Source organism: Arthrobacter sp. R4-81 (genome assembly GCF_054792365.1).
Map to the genome: position 1 here is coordinate 4,134,423 of NZ_CP096445.1, position 24,519 is coordinate 4,158,941.

28 protein-coding genes are annotated in these 24,519 nt (G+C 61.5%); 8 read left to right on the forward strand and 20 right to left on the reverse strand.

Annotation, left to right across the window (positions count from 1 at the left end):
• Positions 1–12: 12 nt before the first annotated feature.
• Positions 13–633: a TetR/AcrR family transcriptional regulator gene (locus tag M1E05_RS19070; protein WP_458113025.1), complete on the forward strand. Its 621-nt coding sequence runs from the start codon at positions 13–15 to the stop codon at positions 631–633.
• A 69-nt stretch (positions 634–702) separates the two neighbouring features.
• On the opposite strand, the gene M1E05_RS19075 is transcribed toward M1E05_RS19070, so the two are convergent.
• From M1E05_RS19075 to M1E05_RS19085, 3 genes are all read right to left on the reverse strand, one after another.
• Entirely contained in the window at positions 703–1,026 is a 324-nt protein-coding gene (locus M1E05_RS19075) for a hypothetical protein (RefSeq protein WP_458113024.1), read from the reverse strand.
• 14 nt (positions 1,027–1,040) lie between these two features.
• The gene (locus M1E05_RS19080) at positions 1,041–1,799 is read right to left on the reverse strand and encodes a GAF and ANTAR domain-containing protein (RefSeq protein WP_458114610.1); all 759 of its coding nucleotides are present in this window, start codon (positions 1,797–1,799) and stop codon (positions 1,041–1,043) included.
• Positions 1,800–1,897: 98 nt separating this feature from the next.
• Complete coding sequence (locus M1E05_RS19085) at positions 1,898–2,629, reverse strand: GAF and ANTAR domain-containing protein (protein WP_461163894.1); 732 nt, start codon at positions 2,627–2,629, stop codon at positions 1,898–1,900.
• A gap of 246 nt (positions 2,630–2,875) precedes the next feature.
• Here M1E05_RS19085 and M1E05_RS19090 point away from each other — a divergent pair, with 246 nt between their 5' ends.
• Positions 2,876–3,100 carry a hypothetical protein gene (locus M1E05_RS19090; RefSeq protein WP_461163895.1) on the forward strand — a complete coding sequence of 75 codons (225 nt, stop codon included), beginning with the start codon at positions 2,876–2,878 and terminating at the stop codon, positions 3,098–3,100.
• A 71-nt stretch (positions 3,101–3,171) separates the two neighbouring features.
• Here M1E05_RS19090 and M1E05_RS19095 read toward each other — a convergent pair whose 3' ends face one another.
• The 4 genes from M1E05_RS19095 to M1E05_RS19110 all read right to left on the reverse strand — a co-directional run bounded on the left by M1E05_RS19095 (position 3,172) and on the right by M1E05_RS19110 (position 5,513).
• Positions 3,172–3,381 carry a hypothetical protein gene (locus tag M1E05_RS19095; protein ID WP_461163896.1) on the reverse strand — a complete coding sequence of 70 codons (210 nt, stop codon included), beginning with the start codon at positions 3,379–3,381 and terminating at the stop codon, positions 3,172–3,174.
• A 138-nt stretch (positions 3,382–3,519) separates the two neighbouring features.
• Positions 3,520–3,831, reverse strand: a complete 312-nt coding sequence (locus M1E05_RS19100; RefSeq protein ID WP_461163897.1) for an AzlD domain-containing protein — start codon at positions 3,829–3,831, stop codon at positions 3,520–3,522.
• On the reverse strand, positions 3,828–4,619 hold the full coding sequence (locus tag M1E05_RS19105) for an AzlC family ABC transporter permease (protein WP_461163898.1): 792 nt from the start codon (positions 4,617–4,619) through the stop codon (positions 3,828–3,830). The genes M1E05_RS19100 and M1E05_RS19105 overlap by 4 nt, the downstream gene beginning before the upstream one ends.
• An 18-nt stretch (positions 4,620–4,637) precedes the next feature.
• Positions 4,638–5,513, reverse strand: coding sequence for a glycerophosphodiester phosphodiesterase (locus M1E05_RS19110; RefSeq protein WP_458113019.1), 876 nt, complete (start codon positions 5,511–5,513; stop codon positions 4,638–4,640).
• 50 nt (positions 5,514–5,563) lie between these two features.
• Here M1E05_RS19110 and M1E05_RS19115 point away from each other — a divergent pair, with 50 nt between their 5' ends.
• Complete coding sequence (locus M1E05_RS19115; protein WP_461163899.1) at positions 5,564–6,880, forward strand: DUF445 domain-containing protein; 1,317 nt, start codon at positions 5,564–5,566, stop codon at positions 6,878–6,880.
• Positions 6,881–6,900: 20 nt separating this feature from the next.
• On the opposite strand, the gene M1E05_RS19120 is transcribed toward M1E05_RS19115, so the two are convergent.
• Positions 6,901–7,122 carry a hypothetical protein gene (locus M1E05_RS19120; protein ID WP_458113017.1) on the reverse strand — a complete coding sequence of 74 codons (222 nt, stop codon included), beginning with the start codon at positions 7,120–7,122 and terminating at the stop codon, positions 6,901–6,903.
• A 64-nt stretch (positions 7,123–7,186) separates the two neighbouring features.
• Here M1E05_RS19120 and M1E05_RS19125 point away from each other — a divergent pair, with 64 nt between their 5' ends.
• Positions 7,187–8,212 carry an SDR family oxidoreductase gene (locus M1E05_RS19125; protein WP_461163900.1) on the forward strand — a complete coding sequence of 342 codons (1,026 nt, stop codon included), beginning with the start codon at positions 7,187–7,189 and terminating at the stop codon, positions 8,210–8,212.
• Here M1E05_RS19125 and M1E05_RS19130 read toward each other — a convergent pair.
• The 3 genes from M1E05_RS19130 to M1E05_RS19140 form a co-directional block, all read right to left on the reverse strand.
• Positions 8,179–8,928 (reverse strand): LamB/YcsF family protein, encoded by a 750-nt coding sequence (locus M1E05_RS19130; RefSeq protein WP_461163901.1) that lies wholly within the window; start codon positions 8,926–8,928, stop codon positions 8,179–8,181. The two genes, M1E05_RS19125 and M1E05_RS19130, sit on opposite strands and share 34 nt — an antisense overlap.
• Positions 8,918–9,775 carry a hypothetical protein gene (locus tag M1E05_RS19135; protein ID WP_461165294.1) on the reverse strand — a complete coding sequence of 286 codons (858 nt, stop codon included), beginning with the start codon at positions 9,773–9,775 and terminating at the stop codon, positions 8,918–8,920. The genes M1E05_RS19130 and M1E05_RS19135 overlap by 11 nt, the downstream gene beginning before the upstream one ends.
• 128 nt (positions 9,776–9,903) lie before the next feature.
• Complete coding sequence (locus M1E05_RS19140; RefSeq protein ID WP_461163902.1) at positions 9,904–10,461, reverse strand: hypothetical protein; 558 nt, start codon at positions 10,459–10,461, stop codon at positions 9,904–9,906.
• A gap of 155 nt (positions 10,462–10,616) precedes the next feature.
• Between M1E05_RS19140 and M1E05_RS19145 the strand changes: the two genes are divergently transcribed.
• Complete coding sequence (locus M1E05_RS19145; protein WP_461163903.1) at positions 10,617–11,933, forward strand: MFS transporter; 1,317 nt, start codon at positions 10,617–10,619, stop codon at positions 11,931–11,933.
• Between the two features lie 41 nt (positions 11,934–11,974).
• Here M1E05_RS19145 and M1E05_RS19150 read toward each other — a convergent pair whose 3' ends face one another.
• Both M1E05_RS19150 and M1E05_RS19155 read right to left on the reverse strand, forming a co-directional pair.
• A complete protein-coding gene (locus M1E05_RS19150; protein ID WP_461163904.1) occupies positions 11,975–14,332 on the reverse strand; it encodes a glycoside hydrolase family 65 protein in 2,358 nt (785 codons plus the stop codon).
• A gap of 57 nt (positions 14,333–14,389) precedes the next feature.
• On the reverse strand, positions 14,390–15,136 hold the full coding sequence (locus tag M1E05_RS19155; protein WP_458113011.1) for an HAD family hydrolase: 747 nt from the start codon (positions 15,134–15,136) through the stop codon (positions 14,390–14,392).
• 273 nt (positions 15,137–15,409) lie between these two features.
• On the opposite strand from M1E05_RS19155, the gene M1E05_RS19160 reads away from it, so the two are divergent.
• The gene (locus M1E05_RS19160; protein WP_458113010.1) at positions 15,410–15,787 is read left to right on the forward strand and encodes a DUF7793 family protein; all 378 of its coding nucleotides are present in this window, start codon (positions 15,410–15,412) and stop codon (positions 15,785–15,787) included.
• Positions 15,788–15,809: 22 nt separating this feature from the next.
• Here M1E05_RS19160 and M1E05_RS19165 read toward each other — a convergent pair whose 3' ends face one another.
• Positions 15,810–16,427 carry an alpha/beta hydrolase gene (locus M1E05_RS19165; RefSeq protein ID WP_461163905.1) on the reverse strand — a complete coding sequence of 206 codons (618 nt, stop codon included), beginning with the start codon at positions 16,425–16,427 and terminating at the stop codon, positions 15,810–15,812.
• A gap of 171 nt (positions 16,428–16,598) precedes the next feature.
• Between M1E05_RS19165 and M1E05_RS19170 the strand changes: the two genes are divergently transcribed.
• Complete coding sequence (locus M1E05_RS19170) at positions 16,599–16,856, forward strand: DUF6458 family protein (protein ID WP_458113008.1); 258 nt, start codon at positions 16,599–16,601, stop codon at positions 16,854–16,856.
• A 92-nt stretch (positions 16,857–16,948) separates the two neighbouring features.
• Here the strand turns inward: M1E05_RS19170 and M1E05_RS19175 are convergent, their stop codons facing one another.
• The 4 genes from M1E05_RS19175 to M1E05_RS19190 all read right to left on the reverse strand — a co-directional run bounded on the left by M1E05_RS19175 (position 16,949) and on the right by M1E05_RS19190 (position 21,334).
• Positions 16,949–18,181: a pyridoxal phosphate-dependent aminotransferase gene (locus tag M1E05_RS19175; protein WP_461163906.1), complete on the reverse strand. Its 1,233-nt coding sequence runs from the start codon at positions 18,179–18,181 to the stop codon at positions 16,949–16,951.
• A 94-nt stretch (positions 18,182–18,275) separates the two neighbouring features.
• Positions 18,276–18,782 (reverse strand): hypothetical protein, encoded by a 507-nt coding sequence (locus tag M1E05_RS19180; RefSeq protein WP_461163907.1) that lies wholly within the window; start codon positions 18,780–18,782, stop codon positions 18,276–18,278.
• Between the two features lie 166 nt (positions 18,783–18,948).
• Complete coding sequence (locus M1E05_RS19185) at positions 18,949–20,244, reverse strand: Nramp family divalent metal transporter (RefSeq protein WP_461163908.1); 1,296 nt, start codon at positions 20,242–20,244, stop codon at positions 18,949–18,951.
• 154 nt (positions 20,245–20,398) lie between these two features.
• Positions 20,399–21,334, reverse strand: a complete 936-nt coding sequence (locus tag M1E05_RS19190; protein WP_461163909.1) for a dihydrodipicolinate synthase family protein — start codon at positions 21,332–21,334, stop codon at positions 20,399–20,401.
• 186 nt (positions 21,335–21,520) lie between these two features.
• On the opposite strand from M1E05_RS19190, the gene M1E05_RS19195 reads away from it, so the two are divergent.
• Positions 21,521–22,597, forward strand: a complete 1,077-nt coding sequence (locus tag M1E05_RS19195) for a LacI family DNA-binding transcriptional regulator (RefSeq protein ID WP_461163910.1) — start codon at positions 21,521–21,523, stop codon at positions 22,595–22,597.
• Positions 22,598–22,643: 46 nt separating this feature from the next.
• On the opposite strand, the gene M1E05_RS19200 is transcribed toward M1E05_RS19195, so the two are convergent.
• Both M1E05_RS19200 and M1E05_RS19205 read right to left on the reverse strand, forming a co-directional pair.
• On the reverse strand, positions 22,644–23,573 hold the full coding sequence (locus M1E05_RS19200; protein WP_461163911.1) for a hypothetical protein: 930 nt from the start codon (positions 23,571–23,573) through the stop codon (positions 22,644–22,646).
• Between the two features lie 124 nt (positions 23,574–23,697).
• On the reverse strand, positions 23,698–24,405 hold the full coding sequence (locus M1E05_RS19205) for a TetR/AcrR family transcriptional regulator C-terminal domain-containing protein (protein WP_461163912.1): 708 nt from the start codon (positions 24,403–24,405) through the stop codon (positions 23,698–23,700).
• Positions 24,406–24,519: the final 114 nt, after the last annotated feature.

Consider the following 24,519-nt stretch of genomic DNA (forward strand, 5'->3'; position numbering starts at 1 on the left):
TAACCTTGAAAAATGAACGTGGCAGTAGAGCGTAAGCCCCTCCGTGCTGATGCTGCACGCAATGTAGATAAGATCATCAGTGCCGCGAGGCAGTGTTTCCGTGAGCATGGTCCTGACGTTCCTCTTCAGACCATTGCAGAAACGGCCGGGGTTGGACCCGCAACACTTTTCCGGAACTTCGCCGACAAGGAACAGCTGGTGTTGGCCGCTCTCAACCGACAGCTCCGGCTTCATGTCGATCCCGTCATCGACGAGGCCCTCTCCGGACAAGATGCCGCTGCAGGCCTCTTCAGCGTCATAGACGCCCTTATGACCGCAGCCAGCGAGGACGCCAATCTGCTCGGCGCTGTTGCCGGGCGGAGGCAGCTGCTCACCGGCATCACCGGCGGGCTCATCGAGTCTGTGGGTGTCCTGCTGGGCCGGGGGCAGGGCCAAGGAACACTTCGCGAGGACATTTCACTTACGGACCTCTTCAGGCTGCTGGCCATGCTGATCGGGGTAGTGGACACCATGGAGCCCGGCTCTGACGCCTGGCGCCGCCCCGTTGCGCTGATCGAGGACGCCATACGCACCGAGCGTCCCCGGCGCCCTCTGCCTGCCCAATCCCCGCTGCCGGGTCTGCAGCTGGCCTGACTGGCAGCCCTGGTGCCCGGCGATGCTCGCAGGTAGTTTATTGAGGTCCCGGTCTACGCGGGTCCCGGTCTACTCCGAGTCCCCCGGCTCATTTTCCGTACGTTCGCCGTCGTCGTGGGCGCGTCCGGCGTCCTCTGATTCCCTGCTGTAGGATGCGCGCCCACCCCGGGAATCAAGCTCGTCCAGGCGTTCGTTCAGTGCATGGCTCAAGATGTCACGCTGAAGCGGCGGCAAGGCTATGGCTCCATGGATGTAGGCCTCGACTTCAAACTGGCCTGCAACCCCTCCAATGCTGAAATACCTCAGCCAAAGCTCTTCAATCCGAAGGTCCGCGTCCCTCAGCGTCTCTTCGAACCGAAGCCTTTGCTCATCCTCGTCTTTGCCCAGGGCCAAAGCGCACCCCCCGATCACCTGCCGGCTATGCGGGTGGAAGAAACCAGTTCCGCTGAAATCTCGCGCAATGGTTTCCGGTCCCGCCGCGATTCTGTCAGCAGCTGCTGCATGGCAGAGGCCTCATCCATCCCATACCTCGCCATAAGGACCCCTCTGGCCGCCGCAATCATTTCGCGCCCCGCCAAGGCATCCTGCAGCATCTCGCTGAGGCTCTGAGCGCTTTCCCGGGCCTGGACGTTGATGATGAAGATGGAGGCCTGTGCGGCAAAAAGTTCCATCAGCTCCACGCTTGACGCGTCGAAGGTGCTCGCCTCACGGGCGTAAACCTTCACAGCGCCAAGGACCGAATCACCCGCAAGCAGAGGCGTACTGACTACGGACGCCAGCCCAAGCTCAGCAGCGGCTTCCAGCCAGTCCGGCCATCGCGTATCCGTGCGGACATTCTCAACCAGCACCGGCTTCCCGGTGGCCCATGCCTGAAGACAGGGACCCTCTTCCACAATGTACTGCGCGTTATCGGCTGCCTCCACCAAAGGATCAGAGGCCGCGGCGGTCCGCTTCCGTCCGGCGGCGTCCACCAGGGTGACACCGGCACCCACTGCGCCAGGTATTGCAGCCTGGGCTGCGGCAGTAATGAGTTCGAGGGCACGGGAAACCGTCTCCTCGGTAAGGAGAAGATCATTTGCCCTCGCGAAAACGGCGGCAAGCTCGTCGGCAAGTGGAAGACCTACCACCATGACTGCCTCGATTGCACCAACTCCGCCACCTTCCATCTCTCCCAAGCCCACTTCCAGCATATCCCCGTACCGAAGCCGGAGCGCCGGATGACTGCGCCTTGTTTGCAGGGCTGCCGTAAGCCTGCGGCAGCCCGTCAGAAGTCAAAGTGCGTGCTGTTATCGCCTGACAGTGAGGTGTCGTAGTTCCGCAGGATCTCCTCGGCAACAACCCGGAGCTTGACGTTCCGGTTATTGGAAACCCTGGTCAGGATTGATATTGCCTCGGCTTGTGTGCACCGGCTTTGGCCCATGACGATACCGGACGCCAGATTGATGCTGGTCCGGGACTTCATGGCGGCCAGGACATCATCCCTGAGCTCCTGCGAGGCACCTATCCTGACGGCCAGCCTGAGCGCTTTCCCCCCTTGGCAGGCATAGGTCTGGCACTGGCGGATGATCTCCTCAGTAAAGGCATCCGCTTCCGGGGCGAAGAAACTCAAAGAGGCAGTGGCCCCGTGCTCGAGCGCCAACGGGACCCCGAGGATACTCAGCTGGCCGCGATCAGCGACCAGCTGATTGTAGCGGCCCCACCGTGTGTCTGTCCTGGTATCACGTACCACCACGACAGTGGACTCCCGCACAGCCTGGAGGCACGGGCCGTCCCCGAAGGCCTGCTGGATCTCGTCCAGTTGACGTACCTCCGGGCAGCTGCCGGCCACCGTCACGGACTTACGCATACGGGTAAGGGCTACTGCACAGCTGACGGGAAATCCTGCTGCTTCGGTAATGGATGCCGCAGAAAGCACGGACATCTCCTGCAGGAAAGCGCCGACGTCGTTGCTGTCCAGGACGAGGTCCTGAAGGCGCTGGAAAAAAATCTGATCCACTTCAACCCCCTTATGGAATGGATCCAAACTCAGAAAAAGAAACATGCTGTTGTGGGTCGCGCCACATTTCAATAGACTTTTTGTGGGTTACGCAGTCAGCCCCAGATCCTCGGTATTGGAGCTAGTAATGTCCGTGCAACTGCAACGCCATCTCCAGCCCGACTGCTTCCGCCCGGAATTTCCACGTTTGGCAGCCCGGCGACTCATTGCCCCAACCTCTTCGCTACGGCTCACGGCGGCGGCATCATGAACCGCCCCCAGCTGGTCCACTACATCAATGACTCCCGGGATCCCGGGGTTGTCCTCTCCGAGGCTACGGTGCGGGAACTCGAGCAATTGGTGGACGCCCTGTACCGGAACCTGGACACACCCGAACCTGAGTTCGGCGCCCAAGTCTGGTACGAGCTCGCTTCCGAAGAGCTGGAACGCCGGAAGGATCGGAAGTTTCCTGACGCCTATGGTGCCGCCTGAAACAAGACTCCCTGAGCCGTGACCGCCAAAATTGTGGTCACCTGAACTCAGGGGCGCGATGGGCCATCCTGTCATTCGGAAGGTCCGTCTTGTGCCCCGGCAGGTTTATCCTGCGCTTCCTTCAAGTGCTGCTGCAGCTTCTCTTCGGAGTCCCGACGACGGCGGGACACATCCTGTAAGTCACGGTTGGACTCGGATCCTGTCGTGGGCGGAGAAACCCGTGGCTGCGCGCGCGTATCGTCATCGTCCCCTGCTTCAGCCGGGACGTTTTCTTCAGTCATTCTCGAATACTGGCATATTTCAAGTTTCGCCGGATAGGGCCTTAGGGCCGTAGAAAAGAGCGGCATTCTCCCCCGCGCCTTCATCAAGCCCTTCATCGGAGGCGGGAACGGCCCCAAATGGCCCGTTGAAGGCTCGAGTTAATTCCAGCCCAGGAGCCTTAGCCCTGCTGCAGCCGCAGCACCGGCCAGGACCACTACGAGAAACGGCGCCCTGAGGCAGAGCGCTATTGCTGCGGCGGCGAGCGCTCCGACTCGGGCGTCGAGGGTCACTGATTGACCTGCTGCCACCGTGTTGACGACGGTCAGGGACGCCAGAAGTCCGATGGTCATTGTGCCGGCGATCCTCGACATACGCGGGTTCCTGAGCAGGCTGGCCGGAACAAAGTAGCCAGTTAGCTTCCATAAATACCCCAGGAGGCAGGAGACCAGAAGCCAGATCCAGAGGCTCATCGCGCACCTTCCTCAGGAGCAGTCTTCTGCCCTGGTGCCGTGGCTTCATGCCGGGGGTGACTATGAAGGTGGTGATGATGGCGTTCGGCATAGGGATCGACGTCCGGCTCCATGCCCTCGTCGCTGCGACCATGGCTGAACCAGCCAATCGCTGCTGCGACCACCGCCGCGATCAGAATCGGCACCCCTGACGGCACCAGAGGAACCGCGAGCACGGTGGCGAGAGCGCAAACAGCAGCGATGGCAACCGGCTCCCGGCCTTTGAGCCGTGGCCACAGCAGACCCAGGAAGGCGGCCACGGCTGCGCCGTCGAGGCCCCATTGCTTCGGGTCGCCAAGGGCGCTTCCGGCGAGGGCTCCTACCGCTGTAAAGATGTTCCAGAGGACATAGATGCCAATCCCCGCCGTCCAAAATCCACGCTGCTGCTCAGCAGGATCGGTCTGGCCGGTACTGGTCGCTGTGGATTCATCAATGGTGATGTGCGCTGCTACGTACTTCCGCCATCCGCTTGGCCGAAGCAAGGCGTTGAGCTGCATCCCATAGATGCCGTTTCGCATACCCAACAGGGTGGCGGCACTCATGGCGGCAATCCCGGTCCCACCGCCTGCAACAACACCGATGAACGCGAACTGCGAGCCGCCGCTGAACAAGAGCAAGCTGAGTGCCATGGTCTGGAAAAAGTCCAGGCCGGAAGACACGGACAGTGCACCAAAGGAGATGCCGTAAAGGCCTGTGGCGATGCTGATGGAAATGCCCACGCGCACAGCCGGGGACTTAAGGAGGGTCATGCTCTAAATATCCGTTTCCTAAAGCTGTGCCAAAACCTGCGCAGGCCGGTTGGTGGTGATTTCGTGAATCCCCAGCCCTTGGCAAAGTGCCACATCATTTTCTGAGTCCACCGTCCACACCCTGAAACGGCGGCCCGATTCAAGCCAGCGCTGCACTGCCCTGGCGTGCTGACGGACGTAATCGATCCCCGGACCCGCCATGCCTACTTCACCCTCGTCGAGAATTCTCTCCCCTTCGAGCTGGGCTGCCTTCATGACGTTGGCGACTGCCCCGCCGGTGAACGGGCCAAGTCCCAGTTCTTCGCGGATCTCTTCAACGTTGATGTCATCCACCAATTGGCAAATGTAGTCACCGGGTACGGATTTCCGCAGATGTCTCACGGAGTCGGGGCTGAAGCTCATGAAGGATACGGAAACGTTGTCCACCGCGGAAGAGCGCGAATCCCATCCCTCGGCCCTGAGCACTTCAAGCACCCGGTCCTCGAGCTTCAGCTGATAAGGGCTCGGGTGCTTGAGCTCAATGGCCAAGCCGATGGGCCTGGCCGCTGCGCGGAGGATATCCAACAACTCGGGCAGGGTCAGGAACTGTTCTGACCTGGCACCGTACTCGGTGGGAATTCTGGCGCCCTTCCAGGAGGAAAAATCCAAGAGCCTGAGCTCGTCCAGGGTCCGTTCCGCCACGGGCCCGGTGCCGTCGGAGGTACGGTCCAGGTTTGCGTCGTGCAGCAGGACAACGTGCTGGTCCTTTGTGAGGTGGACGTCGCACTCCACACCGTCGGCACCTTCGGCAATAGCCCGCAGGTACGCCGCGCGGGTGTGCTCGGCGAAAGCGGCACTCGAGCCGCGATGGGCATAGACCAGGGGACGAACGGGTCTGGACTCGTCGATTGTCATGCTGCCACGTTATCGGACACCTGTTAAAGATGCGGCGCTAGGCTGGGCACATGCAGGTGAATACTGAGGCAACCACCGTTCCGGCCGCTCCCGGACGCGTATCCAACACCGAAACCGAGGCGGCAACCGGTGACGCCATCAAGGCTGCTGCCCTCCGCAGGATGAAACTGCTCGCATTGGCGATGCTCATTGCCATGGCCGTTATCTTCGTCTTTGCGTTCGCCCTTCAGGAGGAATATCCGTGGCTGCAGTATGTTCGCGCGGCTGCTGAGGGCGGAATGGTGGGTGCGCTTGCTGACTGGTTCGCGGTAACTGCCCTGTTCAAGTACCCCATGGGTATCAGGATCCCGCACACGGCTATCATTCCCCGGAGGAAGGACCAGATCGGCGCCTCGCTCGGTGAGTTCGTCGAGACCAACTTCCTGTCCGAGCAGGTGGTGCAGGAGAAGCTTGCCAGCGTGGATGTCGCGAGGAAGGCGGGCTCCTGGTTGGCTGGCCCGGGCGGTGCCGAACGAGTCGCGAAGGAGGGTGCCGCCGTCATCCGCGGGGCGTTCAAGGTTCTGAATGACGACAACGTCCAGGCAGTCATTGAAGGCATGGTGCGGAAGCACCTGCTGGCGCCGCCGTGGGGACCGCCCGTAGGACGGCTCGCCGAGCGGATTTTCGCCGACGGCCACCACCATACCCTCGTGGACCTTCTGGTGGACAGGACCGTGGATTGGGTAGCGCAGAACCATGAGACGGTGACCAGGCTGGTCTCACAGCGCTCCCCGCAATGGGTGCCGCAGTTCGTGGACGGGCTGGTGGGCGACAAGGTGTATGTGGAGGTGTTGAAGTTCGTCCGGGCAGTGCAAACGGATCAGCAGCACCAGGTAAGGAAGTCGATCGATACCTATCTCAACGACCTTGCGCAGGACCTCCAGCATGATCCCGTGATGATCGCCCGGGCAGAAGGGATCAAGGCCCAGGTGCTCGGCGATCCCGAAGTCCGCGAGCTTGCTTCCCGCACGTGGGGCACGGTGAAGCGGGCGCTGCTCGACGCCGTCGACGATCCCCGCAGCGAACTGACCATCAAGTTCAAGGCCGCCGTTCGGGACTTCGGTTCCCGCCTGGTGGACGACGACGAGCTGGCGGGCAAGGTGAACGCGTGGATCGGTGACGCTGCCGGCTACCTTGTGAAGACTTACCGCTCGGATATTGCCGCGGTCATCACAGACACCGTAGCCCGCTGGGATGCGGAAGAGACTTCACGCAAGATCGAACTGCAGGTGGGCAAGGACCTGCAGTTCATCCGGATCAACGGCACAGTGGTGGGCGCGTTGGCCGGCTGCGGGATCTTCACTGTGGCCCACCTGATCTTCGGCTGATGCTTTGCCTGAGCTCCTGTTCACGGTGGGGCACGGAACTGCTTCCCAAAAGCGAGACCCTGTGGTGGAGGTGCCACCGGCGACTGATCGCCGATCATTGCGTCCTGCTCGACGGCGTCGGGGTTAACCACCTCATGCCTTCCGGAAAACGCGTGCCGCACCAACCCACCGAGGGGGTCCGGGTTCTGGGACAGGACCTGGTGTACGACGTCGTTGTTCCCGGCGGCATTTCTGGGTAGCATCTAGAAACTAAGCTTGCTTAGTTTTAGCCAAATGCTTGAGCTCTGATGAACTTGGGAGACCAACATGCGGACAAGAGATTCTGTTGTTGTCATCACAGGCGCATCCAGCGGAATTGGCCGCGCCACAGCCCTCGCCTTTGCCCGGAAGAAGGCCCGCCTGGTTCTCGCTGCACGGCGTTCGGAGGCGCTTGAATCCCTGGCCGGAGAGTGCCGGAAGCTTGGCGTCAAGGCAGTGGCTGTGCCAACGGACGTCTCCGATGCTGCGGCCATGGACAAGTTGGCTGCCCGCGCCATAGAGGCGTTCGGACGGATCGACGTCTGGGTCAACAATGCCGCCGTGGCTGCGTTCGGACGCTTCCAGGACGTCCCCCTCCGGGATTTCGAACGAGTGCTGGAAGTGAACGTTATGGGCTACGTGCATGGAGCCCGGGCGGCGCTCCCTCATTTCCGGAGGCAGGGATCCGGAGTCCTCATCAACGTCTCTTCGGTCGTCGCTGCCATCGCACAGCCCTACGCGGCGGCGTACTCCATCTCCAAGGCAGCCGTCCGGGCCCTGGGCGTTAGCCTGCGTGCCGAACTCATCCTGGACAGACTTCCCGACGTCCATGTTTGTACCGTCCTGCCCGCAGCGATCGACACCCCTATTTTCCAGCAGGCCGCAAATTACACGGGCCATAGAGTGAAGGCATTGCCGCCCGTCCACACTCCGCAACGGGTGGCCCGTACCGTTGTGAAGTTGGCACGGAAACCCCGCCGGGAGGCTGTGGTGGGTACAATCGGGCGCTTCATGCTGCTCCAGTTCAAGCTGACACCGGGGACGATGGAAGCCGTGATGGCAAGGCAGGTGGACAGAACACAACTGTCCCGCAGACACGCTGCTGGCGCCTCGTCGGGGAACCTTTACCGCCCTTCAGCGGTGAAGCGAACCGCCAGAGTGGAAGGCGGGTGGCATGGTCGCAGCCGGACAGCCCGACGTCGGCTTGTGGCTCTCACGCTGCTGGCAGGAGCAGGGAAGGTCCTCAGGAAACGTCAAGCCGCTGCCCGGGACCTGGACGTTCAGGCGAAGGCGTCAAGCTCCACGCCGACTTGAAGCAAGGCCTCCCGCACAGCGGAAGCTGTCCTCGTTGAGTTCGGAACGTCCGCCGAGAGATAAAGCGAATCGGCACGAAGGCGCAGCAAGCTTCCATCAGCTGCCTCCACCTCGCCTTTCAGCGCAAGGCGGACCGCCCGGTCTACAATCTGTTCCTCATCGACGAGTACTGCTCCATCCTCGTCCCGCCTCATGGGCCGGCCGTCGGGAAGGTACACCCGGTCGATATACGCCTCGTGGAATACGGGCTGACCCCCTTCTGCGGCCAATGTCAGCAGGGCAGAGTCCGGCACGCCCAGCACAGGAAGCCCGGGATCATAGGCTTGGATCGCAGCGATTACAGCGGAGGCCTGCTCGGCGTCGTGCAGGGTGCGGGCAAAGAGGGCGCCGTGGAGCTTGACGTAGTCCACTGAGGCACCGACAGCATGGGCCACTCCGTCCAGGGCGCCAAGCTGGTAAAGCACATCACCAAAAAGCTCATCAAAGGACACGTCCAGGAAACGACGTCCGTAGCCTTGCAGGTCGCGGTAGCCCAGATGCGCACCGACGGTGACATCCAGTTCGACTGCGGCGCGGCATGTGTCCAGCATGGTCACGGGGTCTCCGGCGTGCAGCCCGCAGGCGACATTGGCGCTGGTCAGCAGCGGGATAAGCGCGGCGTCATTCCCGGCTGCCCATGGGCCGAATGATTGCCCTAAATCGGCGTTAAGGTCCAAGAGTTTCGCCTTCCTGAACAGGGTTCCCCTGAATCATGTTTCCCCGTTCGGGGTTTCCCGATGCGAAGTCTGTGGTTGCTGCTCCACCTGTTGGGCCGGCCCTCAGCTCCCCCGGAATTGTATCCGGCATAGGGCCAAACGCCTTTTTCGCATTGGCTACAACGGCTCGTCCCATCATGCGGTTGCCCACTCCGCCAACTACAGCGCCCACACCGAACGGCAGGGCTCGTCCCAACAAGGCTGTGCCTTGGCGTTTCAACAGGTTGTGGAGGAAGGCCTTCTGGATGCGCTCACGCACCGTTCCGCCGGAAAACGGGGTGGCGCGGGCAAAAGCGGAACCCCAAGCCTGTGTTGGCCCCCTGCCTTTTCCTGTCGCCTGGCCGCCGAGTGAGCCGAGCAAGGACGTGCCCTCCTCCCCCAGCATGATGGCCATAACCAAGGTGCTTGCCTTCTGCGGGTCCACCATCCGTACACCATGGAGTTCGGCGAGGGAGGTTGCGTACAGTGCCGTTGCCTCCAGGAATCCAACGGTTGCCAGGGCCGATAGCCCCAATGCAGCCACCGTTCCAACTCCTGGAACCACTGCAGAGCCGCCCACCAAGGCGCCGCCCCCTGTAACGGCAGCAATGTAGTCACGCTCAAGTTTGTCCGCCAGCTGTGCTGCGGTGGCGGTCGGATACTTCCGCTGGAGACGCCGGATGTTGGCCAGGACAAGGGGCCGCTGGACCTCAACTGCACGCAAAAGCATGCTGTGGACTCCGGGTTTGGGCTTCCCGCTGGCATCGAAAACCGCGTTCCGTGCTGTCTTCTGCGCAATCTTCATTGCCGGGTTTTGTCGCATGGCCATCATCACCTCATGTGGGATCGGGAACACTTGTCAGTTGTCATATACCCCGCAGAGCGGAAAACTTTCATCCACCACCACCCTAGGCCACCATGGATGTTCCTCGAGGCAATGTCCTCGCCAGCAGCGGACTAGGTCATCCATGATTCCGCCACTGCCATGTAGGCCGACGACGACGACGGTCCCCGCGGTCCCGAATACGTGACGGGGGCGCCGGGCCACCGGATTCCCAACTCGCTCAACCGGGCGGAGCTGCAGGGCAGGTATACGTTATTGAGCGTCCCGCTTCCGCCGCCAAGCTGAAAGTCGGGGGCTGCAAATTGCCAGCGGTCAAGGACGCCGCTGATTTCAAGCTCAGCCCTGCCGCCGATCGCCCGGAAGCCGTGTTCAAGGTCAAGTTCGACGTCGAACTCGTCCTGCGTGTGGGTCAGTTCAGTAAGCGGAAATCTGGCGGCTTCAGGGAAGAAGCGGGTGAATTCAGAGGCCATGGATGCTGCAAAGAATTCGCTGGGTCCATAGCTCCGCCAACCTTGCGTGGTAGCGATCAGCAGGGCCTGTCCAGCACCCCAGCGCGACCAGTCAGCCATCCAGAACGAAGCAAAACAGCTTGCCGGCTCTCCGGGGATATGCACGCCGTCGCGGTCCACCGGATGTAACGCGAGCCCAGGGTTTGCCCCAACAAAGGCCATGGCCCGCCGTGACGATCCCGGCCGAGGAGGCCCCTGCGGGAACGGTCCCGGTACGGACGATCCAGTGGTGCTTTTCCCCGTGCCAAGTGTCCCCCTACCGGGAGCCTAACGCGAATGTCCGGAGCCCGAGGGGGTGCCCGGCCTAGAATTGCCCTATGCCTTCCCCTCGAGCCCTGCGTCCGTTTGCGCATCGGGAGTACCGCGTACTGATTGCAGCCCTGGCTGTTTCGATCTTCGGCTCGGGAATGTGGGCCGTAGCCATGGTGTACCAGGTGATCCATCTCGGTGGCGGGCCGTTGGAGCTTTCCTTAGTGGCTGCAGCCGCCGGAGTTGGTTTGGTCGCATTCGTCCTGGCCGGAGGCATTGCAGCGGATCGTCTTCCACAGCGGCTGCTCATCATTGCGGTGGAGGGCACCAATCTCGCCGTCATAGCGGCGGTCACCGGTTTGTCCTTTATGGGCTGGCTGCAACTATGGCATCTCGCGGCGGGTGCGTTTGTGTTGGGCGTGGGTGCGGCCTTCTTCTTCCCTGCCTACTCGGCCATCCTGCCAAGGATCCTGCCGCCGGAAGATCTCTTGGCCGCTAACGGTATGGAGGGCACCATGCGGCCCATCCTGCAACAGGCGGCCGGCCCGGCGCTGGCAGGAATTATCGTTGCCGAACTTTCTCCATCACATGCCGTCGCCGGAGTTGCCCTCTGCCACGTGACGGCATTTATCGTTCTGAATTTCCTAGGGCAGCATGCACTGGAAGCGCCCGGCCATGACGGCCAGCCCACCCCGGAGCGAGCCAAGACGTCGGTCTTCCATGACCTCCGCGAGGGCGTGAGATACACAGTCCGCACACCCTGGCTGTTGTGGACCCTCCTGTGGGCATGTATTTCGGTACTTTTCCTGATCGGGCCCATCGAAGTGCTGCTGCCGTTCGTGGTGGAGGACCAACTCGGCGGGGACTCAAAAATGTTCGGTTTCCTGCTGGCCATCATGGGGGTAGGAGGCGCAGTGGCCTCCCTGGCCACAGCATCATTTCCACTGCCCAGGCGCTACCTCACTCTGATGATGGTCGCCTGGGGAGCCGGGGCACTGCCGCTGGCCGCCGTCGGGTTCATGGACAGCTTCTGGGCGGTGGCAACTGTCCTGTTCGTGTTCGGCGCGACCGGTGGCGTGGGGATGGTCATCTGGGGAACCCTGCTGCAGCGGCGGGTACCACCACACCTGCTCGGCAGGATCTCGAGCCTGGACTTCTTCGTATCGCTGGCCCTGATGCCCGTGTCCATGGCCCTCGCCGGCCCGGCAGCAGAAGTGGTGCCCATCTGGGTGATCTTCCTGGTGGCCGGAACCGTCTGCCCCGTCATGTCCGTCGTTGCGCTGATCGCGGCCAAGATGCCGGAAGACGAACTTGCCCACCCCCTCGACAGGAGGCGGGCAGTTGTGACCCATCAGGACGCTCGGGACGCCAGCCTCCTCGAATAGAAGCCTTCCGAGGTGAAGATGGTTCCGCCCCAAGCTGGATGCTAGGCGCGCGCCCGTACGATCGGGATGCTCGCCGTCGGAAGTCCGCTGGGGAAGACCGTAGGCTCGGGCACTTCAACCGGCTCAAGTGCCAGGTGCACCGGGTCGGTTCCCACTGTGTGGACTTCGCCCCGGACACTGACGTCTAAAGGTGAACCCTCACGAACGGAAAGGACGATTCCTTCGTGGCTAAGGTCCACATACAGAAGCCTCCCCTGGAGCTTCAGATGGAACGAAAGCCGCTCCCATTCACTGGGCAAGCGGGGATCGAAGAACGGCAAGGCTCCCTGGTCACGCATCCCGGCAAACCCGCACACGAGTGAACTCCAGACCCCGCCGGTGGAGGCGATGTGCACACCGTCGATCGTGTTGCCGTGGGTATCATCCAGATCGATGAACAGGGCATTGGTGAAGTGCTCCAGCGCGGCTTTTCCATAGCCCACTTCTGCGGCCATGATTCCCTGGACACAGGCGGACAGTGTGGAGTCTCCCGTGGTGATGGGGTCGTAGAAATCGAACGCGCGCCGCTTTTCCTCAGAGCTGAAGTCCGCCCACTGCAGGAACATTGCCAGGACCGTGTCCGCCTGCTTCAGCACCTGGTGCCGGTAGATCACCAAGGGATGGAAGTGCAGCAGCAGCGGGTACTTGGAACGGGGAGTGCTCCAGTCCCAGCCCTCCAGGGTCATGAAGTCGTTGTCCTGGGAGTAAACCTGGAGCCGCTCATCGAACGGCAGCTGCATGCGGTCCGCAGCAGCCGCCCAAAGCTGCCGCTCGGCGTCGTCAATCCCCGCGTGGTCCAGTGCTGCAGCAGCGCGCAGGTTGAAGCGCGCCATAACGTTCGTATAGAGGTTGTCATTGACAACTGCCGTGTACTCGTCTGGACCGGTGACACCGTGGATGTGGAACTGCCCGTCCTTCCCAAAGAAGCCAAGGGATACCCACATGCGTGCCGTTTCGATGAGCAGCTCGGCCCCCATGCCCGCTTTGAAGTCCTCATCCCCGCTGGCCCAAAGGTATCTGTTGGTGGCAAACGCAATGGCGGCGGCAATGTGGAACTGGGCGGTTCCTGCAGCGTAGTAGGCGCTGGCCTCCAATCCATTGATGGTCCGCCAGGGGAACAGGGCACCGTCCACGCTGAGTTCCTTGGCCCTGACTTTGGCATCGGGAAGCATTTCGTGACGGAATTCCAGGACTTGGCGGGCGCCATCGGGGTTGGTATATGTCAGGTAAGGCAGGAGGTAAATCTCCTGGTCCCAGAAATAGTGCCCTTCGTAGCCCGAACCGCTTACGCCTTTGGCGGGAATGCCGGCCACGTCGGCACAAGCAGTTGCCTGGGCCAGTTGGAAGAGGCTCCAGCGGATGGCTTGCTGAAGTTCTGGTTGCGCACCCACCACAATGTCCGTTGTGGCCCAGTAATCGGCATAATGCGTCTGGCTCTGGGCGAAAATATCCGCCACCGGCAAGAGCGCCGCCTCCGCGAGCTCTACCGGGTCCTGGGCTGAAGCGTCACCAAGTGAGGGATCCACGGCTCGTGCCACGGCATAGCTGACAGACTTTTCCAACCGGAACGGCCGGTCAGGTCCCACAGCCAGAACGTAGCGGGCATGGCTCTCGTCCGGGCCCACGGGAGTATCGAAGGGCTGGAGCACGGGAGACGTCACGTGATCCACGGCGAGCCCAATCCGCTGGCGCGATTCCGCAGCCTGCCATGACAACCGCAAAGATCCGTCGCCGCCCTCAAGCTGCGCCGGAAGCAGCACGCGCCCGGCGTGCCGGCCGGCACGCCGGGGATCATGCTCGGACTGGTCCTCAACGGGCTGATCCTGGCGGTTGATCACGGAGGACGTTACGTCGGCGGAAATGTATTGGTCTGCGTAAAGCTCCAAAGTGATAGCCATGCAGCCGCGGGACTCAAAACCCACGGCCCTGCGCTCAACCGTTGTGACTACAGCACCGGAGCGGCACAGCCAAGTGACCCGACACTCGTAGACACCGGTCCCGAAGTCCACGCTCCGCTGGTAGTCCTGCACGGCCGATTCGGCCAGGCTCAGGGTCTCGCCGTCAATGATCACTGTGAAGTTGTTGACGTCCGGGATGTAGAGGATCCGCTGGCCTGTACGAGCGAAGCCGAAGGCATTTTCGGCATGCTTGATGTCCCAGATCTCGTGGAACCCGTTGATGAAGCTCCCGGGGAGTTCGGTGTCGGCGGCGGCCCAATGTCCGCCACGGATGCCGAGATGTCCGTTGCCGAGGCAGAAGAGCGTTTCCAGGGTTCCGGCGTTACCGGGTTCGTGGGCAGTTTCGACGAGCCGCCAAGGGTCGTTGGGGAACCGGGAGCGGTCGGAGCTGATGAGTGCCATGGTGTTGGGGGTCCTTTGGCGTGAATACCGTGATTAATCCGGGGAAACTGCGGCGGCCTACACCAGTTCGATAAGGTCGTTAACCACAAAGGTAGCCCCGGCGGCCAGCAAAATCTGCCGCCCGGCACCCCTGTCTACGCCGATGACTGAATGGAACTTTCCGGAGTTGCCGGCCTTCACACCGGAGACCGCATCCTCCACCACAACACACTCCTCGCTCGGCAGCCCCAGCAGCCGTGCAGCGTAGTCGTACGTGGCAGGATCCGGCTTGCCCGGCAACCCTTCCGTGGCAGCCACAACGCCGTCTACCACCACAGGGAAGTGGTGCGAAAGTCCCGCTGCTTCCAGCACGGCGGGAGCATTCCGGGAGGAGGAGACGACGGCGAGCTTAAGTCCGCGCGCAAGCGCTGCTTCAATGAAACGCACCGAACCTTCATAGGGCTCCACTCCCGCAGCCACGATTTCGTTGAAGACCAGGTTCTTGCGGTTGCCGAGACCCTGCACAGTTTCGTTGGCGGGGTCGTCGTCGGCGGGCCCTTCGGGAAGCACGATGCTCCGGGAAGCGAGGAAGTCCCGGACGCCGTCGAACCGTGGTTTTCCGTCGATGTGGTCGAAGTAGTCGCTTTCGCGGTATCCCGCGGCGCTGGGCACCGACTCGAGGTAACCGTCGAACAGTTCCTGCCATGCACGCTCGTGAACCACGGCGGTGGGCGTCAGGACGCCGTCGAGATCAAAGAGGATGGCTGAGGCCGTGGTCCAACTGCTGACCTGGGCATTTTGGGCGCTGCTGTGAAGTTTAGGCATGCGGATACTTGTCCTTTCAGACGTGAGGCATGGTGCATTGGGGTGCGCCTTTGGCAGAGGCGTCTTCGCCGCATGGCCGAAGTCGAGTGTAAGCGCTTGCAATTCCGCTTGCAAGTGGTTTTTTTAGTTCCTAAACGCTAAGACAATGATAGGAGGGTAAACGGCACATCAAGGCGGCTTATTACGGCCGGTTCGGCCCCCGGCGAGGCGCCTCCGCGCCGAAGCGCGCGCAGGCACTACCATGGGGCCAGATGCTCACTGGGAGGGAACGGCATGGAACCTATCGTTATCGACGGCGGCAAGGGCACCGTGGCGCTGGGTTCCGACGGGGTGATTCATCTCGTGTGGAAATCCAAGGTCAGTATTGACCGCAGAGACTCTGAGGCCGCGATGGCAATGGTTAACGAGATCAGTGGCGGCTCTGAATATCCCATGCTCGTGGACATGGCCACCACTGAATCGGTGAGCCGCGATGCCCGTGCCGTGTTCTCCATTCCCTGCGCAGCCAACCGGATCGCCTTACTGGGCTCCAGCCCGGTGGATCGTGTGCTGGCGAACTTTTTCCTTGGAATCTACACCCCTCCGTGCCCCACCCGGTTCTTCACCTCCAGGAGCGATGCCATGACCTGGCTCAAGAACACGGACTCCTGAAACCACCTGTGCGGCCGAGCGATCAGCGCAGCACATAGTGGCGAAGGAAAGCGCTGACGTCCACCATCTCCGCCTTGCACATCGCGTGTCCCATACCAGGGTAGGTGCGCGCCGTCAGCTGTGTGTTCCGGTGCAGCCACTCGTCAGTAAACGCAATCGCTTCCTCATTGATGACCAGGTCTGCTTTATCCCTGCCCCAAAAGAAGGGCGGCGGAGAGTCAAAGGATTCACTCATCGACAGGAGTTCGTTGTCCAGGACAAACCCGGAGAGCCCGACGACGGCCCGGTACTCCTGGGGTCGAAGCCGCAACAGCGTACTGGCCATAGCCATCCCTTGCGAATATCCCAGCAGGCTGACACTGGTGTGCTGTCCCTTGACGGTGTTGATCCAGTCCCCCACCTTGTTGGTGACGGCAATGACGTCGGCAAAATCATTGGTGAGGAAGTAGTCCAGCAGGAACCAGCCATAATGGTCCCCGATGTCCGTGGGAGCCCGGAGCGCGGCGCACGTGAAATCCTGGGGCAGGTGGGGAAACAGGTTCACCATGCGGGATTCGTCGGTGCCGTAGCCGTGCATCATGACCAGCAGCGGTGTCCCAGCGCGTTCATGTTCGGGCTTGGACCATACGACTGTCTCCATCGGATCAGCCTAGCTTTTTCCGTGGAGTGCCATCGCGGCCGTCGCGACGCGCCGGAGAGGCGGACGTTGAATCAACAGGTGGCCGGATGTAGCCTGACAACAAGACAGCATGCTTAGCATTGTTGCCGCCAAGTCCTCCATGGACTTGTCCCTGGACAAAAGGAGAACGTCATGAGAATCGGTTCCTCCATCTTCCTGATCGCCCTCGGTGCGATCCTGGCCTGGGCAGTAACCCCCGGCCTCATCCCCAACGTCGACATGACCCTGATCGGTTACATTCTCATGGCTGTCGGAGTCATCGGCCTGGTCGCGTCCCTCATCCTGGCGTCCCCCGGGCGCAGCCGCAGGGTCAGCGAGACCCGGTCCGTCGTCGACCCGAACACGGGAGAACAGATCACCAGGAACGAAAGCCGGGACGGCAACATCTGACAGAGGGTACGGCTGACGGCAGCCGGCACGAGCGGCAGTCGTAGGGGCGGCCTCACCGGCCGAGGCCCCTACTGCGCCAAGACACTACTCCGCTAGGACACGCCTATGGCGACACTCCTGTGCGCGGCGAGGAAAGCAGCAATCCTTCGTACTGCTTCCCTGATGTCTTCTACGGACGGAAGGATCACAAAGCGGAAATGATCAGGCCGTGGCCAGTTGAAGGCTGTCCCGTGCGAGACGAGGATCTTTTGCTCCCGCAGCAGGTCAAGGACAAACTGCTCGTCGCTTTCGAAGGGATACAGCTCCGGGTCCAGCCGGGGAAAGAGATACATGGCGCCGGCAGCAGGGATGCAGGTCACGCCGGGAATGGCGGTAAGGAGTTCAAAGGCGAGGTCCCTTTGTTCGCGCAACCTGCCTCCGGGCCGGATCAGCGCCTCAATGCTCTGATACCCGCCCAGGCAGGTCTGTATTGCGTGCTGGGCAGGGACGTTCGCGCACAGGCGCAGCGACGCCAACAGCTCCAGCCCTTCACGGTAAGCCAGGGTGGCTGCACGGGGACCCGTGATCGCAACCCACCCTGCCCGGTATCCCGGCATCCGGTAGGCCTTCGAGAGTCCGCTGAACGTCAGGCAACAGATGTCTTCCGCCACGGAAGCGGTGTGGATGTGCTGGGCATCCTCGTACCGGACCTTCTCGTAGATCTCGTCGGAGAACAGCACCAGATCGTGCTTGCGGGCCAGTGCAGCAAACTGTTCCAGAATGTACCTCGGGTAAACGGCTCCGGTGGGGTTGTTCGGGTTGATGATTACCATGCCTTTGGTGCGGCTGGTGATCTTTGATTCAACCTCAGCCATATCCGGCCACCAGTTTTCATTCTCATCGCACACGTAGTGCACCGGCTTGCCCCCTGCCAGTGTCACCGCCCCCGTCCAGAGCGGGTAATCAGGGGCGGGGATCAGGATTTCGTCGCCATTTTCCAAAAACGCCTGCAGGGTCATGGAGATCAGCTCACTGACACCGTTGCCGATGAAGATGTCCTCGACACCAATCTGCATCAATCCCCGCGTCTGGTAGTACTGGGAAATGGCTGTGCGGGCCGAAAATATGCCTTTGGAATCGCTGTAACCCTGCGCTCCGCGGAGATGGTGAATCATATCCAGCACAACGGACTCCGGAGCTTCGAGCCCAAACGGCGCGGTGTCTCCGAGATTCATTTTGAGGATCCGGTGCCCCTCTGCCTCCATCTCCCTTGCCGCTTGGAGGATGGGTCCCCGGAGTTCGTAGTTAACGTTCTGGAGTTTGCTGGAATGTTGCATCGGAGGCATGGCTAATCTTTTCACAGCAAGCGAAGATGCCTCGAAAAGTCAACACCTTTTTCCTGAACGTTCCGGAAACGTACTGCTCTTCTGTAGGGGGCTTCTACGGAGTGATGGTCAGTGGCTTCATTGGCGTGGCGCACGCGACCAGCTGGAAAGCTGGAACCGCTCCACCCGCACGATTGTTCCTGCCAGTGTCATCGCACCAGTCGACGGCATACGGGGTGGCTGTGACGAAGCCTTCTCCGGGTGCCGCGTGAGGCGGGATCTCAAAGCTGTAGGTGAACCCGCCGGCGTCGTTCATGTCGGCAGTTTCGTCGATGATCTCCACCCCGGCAGCATCGGTGACCACCACCCAAATAAGGGCATTTTCACCGTAACGGGGATCGCAGTCAGCGTCAGATGCGGTCACCCTCACGGTCTCACCCCGGCTGGCACTTAACGGATCGACTGAGTAAACGGGAGGCATACAGGGCGGCGGTCCGTCCCCCGACGACATAACGCAACCGGAGGCAGCAATCACCACCAGGATCGCGGTGGCCAGGGTGGCCCACAATCGAAGGGTTCGAGGGTTTCTAAGGCCGGCGGGTTCCCCTGAAATGAGCGTCATTTTTTCAGTATTCGCGCATTGACTTTGATTGATCCCCCAGGCAGAAAATTCGTGGCCGTATCGTTGCCGAATAAGGGACTGCGCTCACTTGCCCCTCGACAACAAGGTTCGGAGCAAAGGCAATGCCCCCGCTTTGCAGGGGCATTGCCTTTGCTTTTTGTGCTTATTAGCTGAGCAGAGTGGTGATGAGCCTCACGGACGAGGCCAGGATAGCGATAAGGCCGATAGCGCCGAGGAGATTGTGCCACCAGCGGTTCCGAAGACTGCCCATCAGCTCGGGCTTGTTGCTCATGATGAAGAGCAGTAAGCCCAGCATGGGTGCAATGAGTACGGTCAGTGACTGGGCAATAACAATCAGGCCTACTGGCGAGGACTGGAACAAGAGCGTGATGACCAGGCCGAACGCCAGGATGATTCCGGTGACGACGCGCGCCGTCGTTGATCCTGCCTTGGCACCCCGGCCGAGGGCGTCGGAGAGCATGGTGCCGCCGGCGGTGGCATTGGCGATCATCGAGGAAAATGCTGCACCTGAGAGGCCAAGTGCGAAGAGCATGGAACCCACAGGGCCAGCCAGGGGCGCAAAAACTGAGGCGAGGGCGTTGATGGTTCCCGCTTCTGCCCCCGTCTTGCCCAAAACCGAGGCGGCAACGATGATGACCAGTGCCGTCATGATGCCGGGGGCTACGATGCCGGGGATCGTATCGACGAGGGTGATGTCGCGGTAGTCGGCCCGGGTGCGGCGATGTTCCTTGACACCGTAGGAGGTATAGAACGCAGCATTGATGGAGAAGTTGGTACCTACCAGCGCCACGATAAGGATTTCACTTCCAGCCGGCAACTGCGGAACCATTCCTTCCATTGACCTGTACCAGTCGGGCTGCGCGACAACAGCGCTGGCAACGAACGCCACCGCCATAAGGGCAACGATAACCAGCAAGGCCTTTTCAATGATTCCGTAGACATTCCTGAAGGCAAGGACGAACGCGACGGCGGCAGTGCAGACAACCGTCCACATGACCGGAGAACCGCCGAAGATCAGGGACAGCCCCAAGCCCGATCCCACGGCGTTCCCGACTGAAAACATCAGCGTGATTCCGAAGACGCCAAATCCTGCCAGGACGCCCACCCACTTACCGAGGTGTTCCTTGATGGAGGTGATCAGGGACGTCGGTGTAACAATGCCCAGCCGGACGCTCATGTCCGTGAAGAAGATCATGAGGACGGTGGATACTGCAATGACCCAGACAAGGGTGTAGTCGAACCGGCTGCCGGCCTGGACGGCGGTAGTGAGGTTGCCGGGTCCGAACTGCCAGGCTCCCACCACAAAGGCCGGACCCATAAGCGCAAGGTAACCAAGGAACGTCCGGCGTTTGGCTGGTACGGCCGGAGCGGCGTTGTCCTCGTGGGTGACCATCTGACCTCTTTTATCCAGGGGGTGGATGGTCTTATTCTGCTCGCTCATTGCGAGTCCTCCTTCTCCAGCTGCGTTGCTGGGGGTCGTCGTTGACCGATGGTGGAGACCGAAAAGTTCTTCGCCGAGATGGCACTTCACGGCAATGCTGGGCGTCAGCACTGCTGTGAAGTGCCTTCTCGCGTTGGGGGTGTTGGGACCGAGATCAGGCGGAAACGGTGACGTTGCCCAGATTGGCCGACCGAAGGGCCAGGCCGATTTCGTCACTGGCACCTGGAGCCAGGGGAAGCAGCGGCGGTCGGACGGTTGCGTGCTCGAGAATACCGCGGGCCACAAGTCCTTCCTTAAGGGCCACTGTGCCTTCCATGTGGGATCCGCGGTGGTAGACATTTTTTGTCACCGGAAGCAGGTGGTCATGGATGGCCCGCGCCGCAGCGTAGTCCTTTGCCTTGCCGGCGGCGATCAGCTCCACCAGCGGTTCGGGGGCGAGTCCGCCATACCCGACCAGCGCGCCGTCAACGTCAAACATGGTGTGCAGCAGATACTCGTCGTGGCAGGTGAGAATCTGCAGGTCCGGGTAGGTTGCCCGCAGGACCGGGATCTCGGTGTCCCAGCGCTTCATGTTCCTGACACCGTTCTTGGTAGCAAAAACGCCTTCCTGACCCGCAATCTCCAGCTGGGTCTCGAGGTCGTAAGTGGCCTTCGTGGCATCGGGGTACTGGAACAGGATCAGCGGAAGGCCGGAAGTTTCGTAAATTTCCGTATAGCGGGTCTGCGGTGCACCCTGCTGATATCCGAAGCGGAGCCACCCGTGCGAGGGGTATACCAAGCCAGCAGCTGCGCCGGCATCGACTGCCCGCTTCGCCTCGAGGGCAGCGACTTTGTTGCCCTCGCCTGTGATGCCGGCGATGATCGGCACGCTGCCGTTCACGGCATCCCGGAATGCGGAGATCACGAGCGCCTGCTCGTCCTGGGTCAGGAAGGTTCCCTCACCAGCGTGCCCAAGGACGACGAGGCCCTTGACGCCATCAACGCTGGCGAGCCAAGCGCCGAGCCGGTGGATTGCATCGACGTCGACGCTTCCGTCACGGGTGAAAGGGGTTACTGGAGCGGGAACCAACCCGCGAAGATCGATGGTCATTTTGAACTGCCTCTGTCTTGTCATTCGTAGTCCCGCCCTAGGGGTGCAACGCGGATGAGAACGTTTGCGGGAACGTTTTCAGGAACGTTTTCATTTTGCGACGTGGTCCGCGTCACTGTCAAGGGCTGATTTTTGAAAAGAGGAAATAGAGTGTCTCCTAGGACCGTCCTAAACAGGAGAATGCGCATGGAACCATCCGCCCCAAGCACAAACGTCACCCTTAGGGACGTTGCAGCGGCCAGCGGCGTGAGTCTTTCCACTGCAAGCCGGGCTCTTGACGAACGCGGCACGGCCTCGCGCTCCGCCGCCGCAGCGCATGTTCGAAAAGTCGCAGAGGAGCTCGGCTATCGGCGGAACTCATTCGCATCGAGTTTGCGCCGCGGCGAGACACGGACTTTGGGAGTACTGGTCCCGCGCCTGAGCGATACCGTCATGGCGCTAATGTTCGAGGAAATAGAGCGGGCAGCATCGGACCGCGGCTATTTCGCCATGGTGGCGACCAGTGGCGATGAGTCCGAAGACGAACGACGTGCAGCGGAAACCCTTTTGGATCGGAACGTGGATGGACTGATCCTCGCCACCGCCCGGCTAGATGACCAGCTTCCACGCCTCCTGCGGGAGCGTGGCGTAGCGCACGCCCTCGTCCTGCGAACCGATGGGGTCAGCCCCTCAGCAGTGGGCGACGACGAAGTCGGCGGATATCTGGCCGTTCGGCACCTGATCGACCTCGGGCATCGCGACATAGCTGTGATCACCGGCCCCTCATTCACATCCAGTGCGATCGCACGCCTGGCAGGCGCCCGGAGGGCCTTGGGGGAGGCAGGGATTGATCCCCGTGAGCAGTGGATGCTGGCAGCCGGCTACGGGATTGAGAACGGGTTCTCAGCCGCGGAATCTCTGCTGGGTAAGAAAGTCGACAAACGACCTACTGCAATTTTCGCGGCCAACGACAACATAGCCTTGGGAGTCATTGCAGCTGCCCATCGTTTCCAGATCACGGTGGGGCAGGACCTGGCACTGGTTGGCTACAACGACACCCCCCTCTCGGCAAGGCTCTCAACCCCGCTGTCCTCAGTGCGCGTGCCTCTCGATCAGATCGCCACCACTGCTATCGACCTCATCGTCAACCCCGGCAAAGAACCGATCATACGGAAGTCGATGCCGACCCTGATGCCACGCGAATCGAGCGGACCTCCTAAGCATTTTGCAGGAAGTGGCCACTCCAGCCAGGACACTCCTGTGGATGACGGCGACGCATCGTGAGAAATCCCGTACACGACCAGCGCCTCCTACTTATCCGGCTCGTCCTTTAGGGCAGTCCATCCACCCGGCCGAGGCCGCCCCGGGCGACGACGTAGCCCCAGAACAACAGTGCGTGTGGACGGGTTCCGCGCCAGCTCAAGGGGACAGAATCGCCACTCTGCTCGACGACCGTAGCTGTCCACCGGCGTCGTACCAGCCCGGGCCGGCGCAGCCGGAGCTTGCTGAGGGAGGCGTATGGGATCCATCTGCCTGTATGACGCTTTGCAAGGCCCACGGCACGAGCTGACGAAACGGTGGCGCGCTGAAAGTGTGGGTTCTCGCTATGGTCCAAGGGACCGTGCGGGATGGTGCCGGCGGGCAGGATGAGGATGCCGTTCCGGTTGACCCATATTTGAACTCTTCGGCCGTCACTGGCGGCGTCACCGGAGACCAGCCGGCACAAGTCGTCGTCTTCTGGAGGTTCCACCGTCTGTGCAGATTGTGTTGCCTGAGGCGTGGCCGCTGGCAGGGGCGGGGCGAAGCCGTCGCCGGCCGGGCTCCCCGGCTGACCAGCAAGATGCGGGTCGTGGGCCCTCCTGTTGGCAGCAGCAACGGCCTGCATAACGGCTGCGCGCAGTCCATCGGCACACAACCGGGGCGCTTCAACAGCAAACACTTCCCGATCGAGCTGGACAACCGAACGGACACCCACCTGCTCTCCCAACAGGTCCGCCAGGTCGTCGTGATCGGGGCGAACGAGCAGACCGACCCCGTCGTCCAGTTCCACCAGCCAGCCGTGGTTGGCGATCTCGGGTTCGTCCTCGGCCTCGACGGAGATCCAGTCCGCCAAATCGGCCGGCCGAACAGGCGTACCCTCTTCCTCCGCGACGCATGGCACGAGGAGTCCCAGACGCTCGATAACTTCAGTGGTGTGGAGAGTACAGTCATGCTTCTTCAGCCAGTGTTGCACCATTCCCGTCCGTCCCCACACGAGCATTGACCATCCTTCGCAATCGCGAGTCTACGGCACCTGGCGTCCGGGACAAGGGGTTATCCTCCGCGAGCCCGCCCCTTCCAGTGACCGGGCCTAACCCGCGGATATTTCAGCAGCCTCCTACCCCCTACCGTATGCCCGGCTTGGCCCTGCTCGTCCAGTTCTGCTGATGGAGCCGCTCAAAGCCGTCAAGGAGGAGGTCCAGGGCAAACTCGAACTCGAACTGGTCGTCGCATCCAGTGCCAACGGCCGTTTCCTGTTCGTGAGACCCCGCCGTGGCAATTTCAATGATGTACGGATACTGCGCTGCCACGTGGTGGAACAGAGCTGCCCGCTCTTCAGGATCCGCGGGCGGGGGCGGCGTGGGAAACACCTCCTGAGTAAATCCCCACATCCTGCTCCCGAGAGCGTGCATCACGTGGTGGGTAAGGTCGGCCGAAAGTCCCCCCGCCCGAAAGAGACGGATCAACGAATCCATATACTCGAGCACCACCGGCGGCGCATGCGTGCGGGACTCAACCACCTGGGATGCCCAACGGTGGCGCAGCATGGCTTCCCGGGCGGAGAGGATCCGCAGCCGTACTGCGTCCTTCCAGTTTTCGTCCCGGACCCGGGTATCGATCTCGCTGACGATAACCTCCACCATGCCATCCAGGAGCTCTTCCTTGTTCGCCACATGTTTGTAGAGCGCCATCGGCACAACATCGAGCTTTTGGGAGAGCCTACGCATGCTGAGAGACTCAACTCCCGCTTCATCAGCGAGGGCGACGGCGGCATGCAGGACCCGCTCCCTGCTCAGGGGCGCGCGGCGCTCAGAATTTCCAGACTGAGCCAAGGGAACCACCTTTCGTTAGAAGTGTGGCCTGTCTGTTGACAAGTGTACAACGTACACCTATCGTCATATTCACCGCTGGTGTACGCCGTACACCTCTAACCGTAGGAGAGACGA

Excerpts from the sequence above, each read along its gene's own strand:
- M1E05_RS19095 (WP_461163896.1), bottom strand. The coding sequence starts at position 3,381 with ATGACTGAAGAAAACGTCCCGGCTGAAGCAGGGGACGATGACGATACG.
- M1E05_RS19170 (WP_458113008.1), top strand. The coding sequence starts at position 16,599 with ATGAGAATCGGTTCCTCCATCTTCCTGATCGCCCTCGGTGCGATCCTG.
- M1E05_RS19140 (WP_461163902.1), bottom strand. The coding sequence starts at position 10,461 with ATGGCCTTTGTTGGGGCAAACCCTGGGCTCGCGTTACATCCGGTGGAC.
- M1E05_RS19080 (WP_458114610.1), bottom strand. The coding sequence starts at position 1,799 with ATGGAAGGTGGCGGAGTTGGTGCAATCGAGGCAGTCATGGTGGTAGGT.
- M1E05_RS19115 (WP_461163899.1), top strand. The coding sequence starts at position 5,564 with ATGCAGGTGAATACTGAGGCAACCACCGTTCCGGCCGCTCCCGGACGC.
- M1E05_RS19150 (WP_461163904.1), bottom strand. The coding sequence starts at position 14,332 with ATGGCACTCATCAGCTCCGACCGCTCCCGGTTCCCCAACGACCCTTGG.
- M1E05_RS19180 (WP_461163907.1), bottom strand. The coding sequence starts at position 18,782 with ATGACGCTCATTTCAGGGGAACCCGCCGGCCTTAGAAACCCTCGAACC.
- M1E05_RS19110 (WP_458113019.1), bottom strand. The coding sequence starts at position 5,513 with ATGACAATCGACGAGTCCAGACCCGTTCGTCCCCTGGTCTATGCCCAT.
- M1E05_RS19100 (WP_461163897.1), bottom strand. The coding sequence starts at position 3,831 with ATGAGCCTCTGGATCTGGCTTCTGGTCTCCTGCCTCCTGGGGTATTTA.
- M1E05_RS19160 (WP_458113010.1), top strand. The coding sequence starts at position 15,410 with ATGGAACCTATCGTTATCGACGGCGGCAAGGGCACCGTGGCGCTGGGT.
- M1E05_RS19185 (WP_461163908.1), bottom strand. The coding sequence starts at position 20,244 with ATGAGCGAGCAGAATAAGACCATCCACCCCCTGGATAAAAGAGGTCAG.
- M1E05_RS19120 (WP_458113017.1), bottom strand. The coding sequence starts at position 7,122 with ATGCTACCCAGAAATGCCGCCGGGAACAACGACGTCGTACACCAGGTC.
- M1E05_RS19155 (WP_458113011.1), bottom strand. The coding sequence starts at position 15,136 with ATGCCTAAACTTCACAGCAGCGCCCAAAATGCCCAGGTCAGCAGTTGG.
- M1E05_RS19125 (WP_461163900.1), top strand. The coding sequence starts at position 7,187 with ATGCGGACAAGAGATTCTGTTGTTGTCATCACAGGCGCATCCAGCGGA.
- M1E05_RS19190 (WP_461163909.1), bottom strand. The coding sequence starts at position 21,334 with ATGACCATCGATCTTCGCGGGTTGGTTCCCGCTCCAGTAACCCCTTTC.
- M1E05_RS19165 (WP_461163905.1), bottom strand. The coding sequence starts at position 16,427 with ATGGAGACAGTCGTATGGTCCAAGCCCGAACATGAACGCGCTGGGACA.
- M1E05_RS19195 (WP_461163910.1), top strand. The coding sequence starts at position 21,521 with ATGGAACCATCCGCCCCAAGCACAAACGTCACCCTTAGGGACGTTGCA.
- M1E05_RS19200 (WP_461163911.1), bottom strand. The coding sequence starts at position 23,573 with ATGCTCGTGTGGGGACGGACGGGAATGGTGCAACACTGGCTGAAGAAG.
- M1E05_RS19105 (WP_461163898.1), bottom strand. The coding sequence starts at position 4,619 with ATGACCCTCCTTAAGTCCCCGGCTGTGCGCGTGGGCATTTCCATCAGC.
- M1E05_RS19090 (WP_461163895.1), top strand. The coding sequence starts at position 2,876 with ATGAACCGCCCCCAGCTGGTCCACTACATCAATGACTCCCGGGATCCC.
- M1E05_RS19175 (WP_461163906.1), bottom strand. The coding sequence starts at position 18,181 with ATGCCTCCGATGCAACATTCCAGCAAACTCCAGAACGTTAACTACGAA.
- M1E05_RS19135 (WP_461165294.1), bottom strand. The coding sequence starts at position 9,775 with ATGGCCATGCGACAAAACCCGGCAATGAAGATTGCGCAGAAGACAGCA.
- M1E05_RS19070 (WP_458113025.1), top strand. The coding sequence starts at position 13 with ATGAACGTGGCAGTAGAGCGTAAGCCCCTCCGTGCTGATGCTGCACGC.
- M1E05_RS19145 (WP_461163903.1), top strand. The coding sequence starts at position 10,617 with ATGCCTTCCCCTCGAGCCCTGCGTCCGTTTGCGCATCGGGAGTACCGC.